The 5,191-nt window shown below is 65.2% G+C and carries 5 protein-coding genes and 1 pseudogene; all 6 read right to left on the bottom strand.

All coding sequences use genetic code 11. From position 1 onward, the window contains the following. Positions 1–1,115: pseudogene (locus D3872_RS25235) on the bottom strand (indolepyruvate ferredoxin oxidoreductase family protein); the annotation flags it as partial. Between the two features lie 119 nt (positions 1,116–1,234). Continuing rightward, positions 1,235–1,972, bottom strand: a complete 738-nt coding sequence (locus tag D3872_RS07645) for an SDR family NAD(P)-dependent oxidoreductase (protein WP_119810221.1) — start codon at positions 1,970–1,972, stop codon at positions 1,235–1,237. 39 nt (positions 1,973–2,011) lie between these two features. Beyond that, positions 2,012–3,025, bottom strand: a complete 1,014-nt coding sequence (locus D3872_RS07640; protein WP_119810220.1) for an amidohydrolase family protein — start codon at positions 3,023–3,025, stop codon at positions 2,012–2,014. Positions 3,026–3,027: 2 nt separating this feature from the next. Beyond that, positions 3,028–3,816, bottom strand: a complete 789-nt coding sequence (locus D3872_RS07635) for an SDR family NAD(P)-dependent oxidoreductase (protein WP_119810219.1) — start codon at positions 3,814–3,816, stop codon at positions 3,028–3,030. A 12-nt stretch (positions 3,817–3,828) separates the two neighbouring features. Next, complete coding sequence (locus tag D3872_RS07630) at positions 3,829–4,743, bottom strand: VOC family protein (protein ID WP_119810218.1); 915 nt, start codon at positions 4,741–4,743, stop codon at positions 3,829–3,831. Positions 4,744–4,774: 31 nt separating this feature from the next. Continuing rightward, positions 4,775–5,191, bottom strand: a 417-nt coding sequence (locus D3872_RS07625) for an aromatic-ring-hydroxylating dioxygenase subunit beta (RefSeq protein WP_119810217.1), incomplete at its 5' end; no start/stop codon positions are given.

The raw sequence follows: 5,191 nt of genomic DNA, 5'->3' as shown, positions 1-5,191 counted from the left end.
TGCTCGTCGCGCTTGCCGGTAATGCGCGGCCGGCGGTTGGCCGCGATGTGGTACAGCAAGGAGGTGAGCTGGTCCTCGATGAAAGCGCTCTTCTCCTCGACCACCAGGACTTCCTTGTGGTCGACGCAGAACTGCTCGGCGCCGTGCGGCTCGAGCGGATAGATCATGCCCAGCTTGTACAGGCGGATGCCCAGTGCGCGCGCGCGCGCCTCGTCGATGTCGAGCTCCTTGAGGGCCTCGCGCACGTCGAGATAGGGCTTGCCTGCCGTGACGATACCGAGCTCGCGGCGGGGACCGTCGAAAATAAGCCGGTTGATCTGGTTGACCCGGGCGAATTCGATCGCCGCCGGCAACTTGAATTCCACCAGCCGGCGCTCGATCGGTAGCGGCGCGATGTCGCCCTTGATCTTGTTCAGGCCGCCTGGCGGCATCTCGAAGTCGGTCGGCAGGATGATGCGCGAACTGGCCGGATCGAGATCGACCGTCGCGGTCAGCTCGATGGTATCGGTCACTACCTTGAACCCGGTCCAGACGCCGGCGAAACGCGACATCGCGTAGCCGTACAGGCCGTAGTCGAGATACTCCTGCGTGGTTGCCGGGTACAGGATCGGCATCAGCGCGGCGCGCCACACTGGGTCGGACGAGGTCGCCGTCACGGTCGACTTGCCGCCGACGTCGTCGGCACCGACGACCAGCACCCCGCCATGCCTGGCCGACCCTTCCAGGTTACCTTGGCGCAGCACTTCGAAGGCGCGGTCGACACCCAGGTTCTTCGCGTACCAGATGGCGAATACGCCGTCGTATTTCGCCTCCTTGTAATAGTGCAGCCACTGGGTGCCGCGGATCGACGCGGCCGCCAGTTCCTCGTTCACCCCAGGCTGGAACCGGATATGGTTTTCCTTGAGCAGCGCGGACGCCGCCCACAGCGCATTATCGTAGACCCCGATCGGCGAACCCCGATAGCCGGTAATGTAGCCGGCCGTGTTCAATCCCGCGGCGACATCGCGCTGGCGCTGTATGAGCGGAAGCCGCACCAGCGCCTGGTTGGACGAGATATAGATGCGACCTTCTTGCTGCGTGAATTTGTCGTCTATCTTGACTGCTGTCTTAGTCATGCCTGTTCCTTGGAATTCAGTGGGCAGGGGCTTGCCCCTGCGGAAATAGCGTGTTCTGCCGCGTTAAAATAATAATACATCCATATAGTGCGCCTGCATACTATTATTTAATGCCGGACTTAGCGGAACCCTTGCACCTTGCTCGGCCCTTCGGACGAGAACACCGGGCGGCCGCTGTCGTCGCGCCGCGCAAGGCGCAATATCGGCCCGGGGAAGGCGCCCGGATCGTCCACGATCGCGGCGACCTGTGCGCCGATCTCGCGGTCTGTCACCCAGAGCGGATCGGCGCGCCCGCGCATGCTGCTGCCATTGACGATGGACGCGATGATCAGCTGGCGTATTTCAACCGGCTGCTGTGCGCATTCATGCGCCAGGCCGCGGTACAGCATCCGCAGCCCCGCCTGCGCGATGGACTGCGGCACCCCGCCCTGCAGGATGAAGTCTGCCGAGCCGCCGCCGATGCCGAGATGGACGCCCCCCGGCGCCAGCGCCGGCATGAAGATGCGCGCCGCCGTGTAGTGGGCAACCAGGTCGGCCTGGAGCCGCGCCGCCAGTTGTTCCGGCGAGTTGGTCAGCAGCGCAGCCGGCTCGCGCGGCCCGTTGACCGAGACGATCACCGCGTCGATGCCGGGGAAGATGGCGCGCACCGCGCCCAGGGCCGCTTGCGCCTGCGCTTCGCTGTCGAGCGAGCCATGCATCGCATGCAAGCTTGCCGGCCGGCCCAGCTCGTCGGCCAGGGCGGCGACGCGGCTGGCGGTGCGGGCGAGCGCGGCAACCGCATGCCCGCGGCTGACGAGAACTTCGACGATGCCGCGCCCGACATCGCCGCTGGCGCCGATTACGACTATGTTTGCCATCGCCCGACTCCTGGTTGACTCCCGTATCCTGGTATGGCTTTAGGCGGCTGCCCGCAACGAGCCCGCACCGGCCAGCAGCCGGGCCGCGTTTGCGCCGAGGATGCCAGCCCGGGCCGCGCCCTCGATGCCGGCCTGCGCCACGAACCCGGCAAGGTCGGTCTGGCCGATCTCGGTCGGTCCGTCGGTGCCGGCCAGCAGGCAATCGGCGCCCAGGCGCGTGACCAGGTAGGCAAGGTAGTCGGCGCCAAACACCGCCGTGTCATAGTAGAAACGGCGCGCATACGCGAGCGGCGATATCTGCAGCGACTCGCGCATCGCCGGGAATTTCTCCCAGATCAGGTTCATCCGGTCGAGCACGGCGCCGATGCCGCCGCCGCCGTGGCTGAAGACGAGCTTGAGCGCCGGGAAGCGGCCGAGGATGTCGCTCATCATGAACGAGGCGATGGCCATCGTGTTTTCATTGGGTATGCCGAGTACCGCCCCCATCAGTGGCGGGCCAACCATGCGCTCCAGTCCCGCCGGGCGGATGCCGTGCACGAACACGAGCAAACCGAGCCGTTCGACCTCCGCGAAGAACGGATGGAACTCGGGCGAGGCGATCGATTTGCCGTTGACGTTACTGCCGACGAAAATCCCGGCCAGGCGGTGAACGTTGGCAATGGTGTCGAGCTGGCCGATGGCGGTGCCGACGTCCTGCAGCGCGACCACGCCGAGTCCCTTGAGGCGCTCGGGTGCGTACGCCACCATCTCGGCCGCGTGGGCATTCACCGCGTCGGTCAGTACCAGCGCCGCGCGCGGGTCGAGCCAGTAGGACAGGATTTCCGGCAGCGGCGACAGGACTTGCACCTCGGTGCCGGCCAGGTCCATGGCGGCGATGCGGCGCGCCGGATCCCAGTAGAGGTCGTCGAAGGTGCGGAACTGGCGCGCGCCGACGAACATCGTGGCGCTGCCGTCGTCGGCGGCCACCATCCGCGGCCACGCCGGTTCATCGATGCCGGCCGGCAGTGCCGGATAGCTGCGGGGCAGGAAGTGGGTGTGGAAATCGATGATCATGGCTACAACATCCACTGCCCGCCGTTGATGCTATACACCTGGCCGTTGATTGCCGCCGCGTCGTCGCTGGCGAGGAAGGCGGCCAGCGCAGCCACTTCGTGCATTTCGGCGAAGCGCCGGGTCGGAATCGTCTCCATCACCACCCGCGGATCGACGTTGAGTTTCACCTTGGCCGCGGTGGCCGCGTCGCCGTCGATCAGCTTGCGCAGGTCCGGCGTCATCACGCCGCCCGGCGACACGGCGTTGACGGTAATTCCCTGCTTGCCGAATTCGAAGGCGAGTCCCGTCGTCAGCCCGTTCACCCCGCCTTTGGCCGCGTTGTAGCCGGCATGCGAATAGGTGCCGGTATGGACGGAATCGGCACTGATGTTGACGATCCGACCGAACTTGCGCTCTATCATTGCAGGCAAGAATACGCGACAGCACCACAGCGTGGTCCAGAGGTTGCGGTCGATCGTCTTGCGCAGCGTGTCCGGCGTGTGCTCGAGGAAGGGAAGGATGACCCCGCCGCCGGCATTGTTGACCAGGATATCGACCTTGCCGTGGGCGGCCAGGGTGTGCGCGAGCAGCGCCTTGGCGCCCTCTTCCGTGCTGAGGTCGGTCACGAAGGTGGTGACCGCGGCCGCGCCCTTGTCCTTCAGGTTCGCCGCGACCGTTTCAAGGCCTGCGCCGTTCACATCGGTGACGACGATGTGCGCCCCTTCGCTCGCCAGGCGCTCGGCGATCGCCAGCCCGATTCCCCCGGCGCTGCCGGTCACCACTGCACTGCGTCCAACAAATCTGCCTGTCATAGCTACTCCATCTCAAGGCGAAACAAGGAAAGGCGGATTGCGGCCGGCAAATTCGCGGTCCGGCACGGCGCCCCACAAGTCGAAATTTTCCGGCGCCGACGACATGCGGCGTGCCTCGCGCGCGCCGGTTTCCGGGAACTGCTCCATGCCCAGAGTGTACTCCCAGACAAAGAAGTCGTCGTCGTACAGATACAGGTGGATGCTGCCCGAGGTCGGGTGGCGTCCAATGCCGAACTGGATCTTGATGTCGTGCTTCTTGACGCGGTTGAACAGCCGGCCGATATCGTCGATCTCCTGGACCATGAAGGCCAGATGGTGGAAGCCGGTTTTACCTCCCGGGAACTGCAACGGCGCAAAGCTGTGGTGGTTCGGATTCGGGAACGCGCGCAGCAGCGAGCCGAGCCATCCTTCCACATAGTCCGACACCAGGAAGCCCATGTTCTCGGTCATGTAGTCCGTCATTTCGCGGCAGTTCGGCACGGCCAGGCCGTAATGCTTGCCGCCTTGGAACTTGGTCAGCGTGTTGCTGCGCGGAGAAGAAATCTGCGACATCTTCGAAAAATACTCGAAGGTGGTCCTGGCCACTGGCTCGACCACGCGGAACGCCTTTTCCAGGCTCAGGCCGGCACATTCCCGGTCGCTGATCCAGGCCGGCGCCAGGTTCAGGCGCTGATAATGGGCGAACGCCAGGTCGACGTCGGCGTCGGTTTCCAGTTTCCAGGACGAGCGCGCGAACGCCGGCGCCGCCGCCGGCGCCAGGATCAGGTCGTGATGGCCCATGCCGGCGCGGAAGAAGCGCGCACCGTCGGCCGCCTCGCCGACCAGGTCGAGGCCAAAGATATCGGTTGCAAATTTGGTGGAACGCTCGATGTCGCTCACGTCAAGCGCGAGGTAACCCAGTTCCCTGTAGCGAAAATCAACTGCCATGTCTGTCTCCTTGATCGTTATGCGGGCGCGGTCAGAGGATGATCGACAGCCGGCCCTGGTTGTACAGGCTGTTCAGGTCGAGGATCGCGCGCTTGTGGCGGATCCGGATGCCGCCGGCATCGCTCACCAGCGTATAGCGGAACTCGCCCATGTAGAAGGTGGTCGTGTCCTCCTTGGTGCGGAACACCACGAAGTTCGCGCGCACCAGCGTCTCCGCGCCCGCGCCGCCGATGATCCGGACATTGCTGACCAGGTGGCGCGTCTTCGAATGCGGATATTCGGCATGCGCGGTTCTTTTCATCAGCCGCGTCGCGCGGGCGCGGATGCGGTCGATGCGGTCGGCGATCAGGAACAGGGTCACAGCCGGATCGGCGTGCACTGGATCGGCGCTGGCCGGCGAGGTCACCTCGTAGGTCGCATCGTCGGTATACAGCGCGGCCCATTCGGG

Origin of the sequence: Massilia cavernae, assembly GCF_003590855.1 — a bacterium.
Classification (GTDB): Bacteria; Pseudomonadota; Gammaproteobacteria; order Burkholderiales; family Burkholderiaceae_D; genus Telluria_A; species Telluria_A cavernae.
This window is presented reverse-complemented; position numbering and strand designations above follow the sequence as displayed.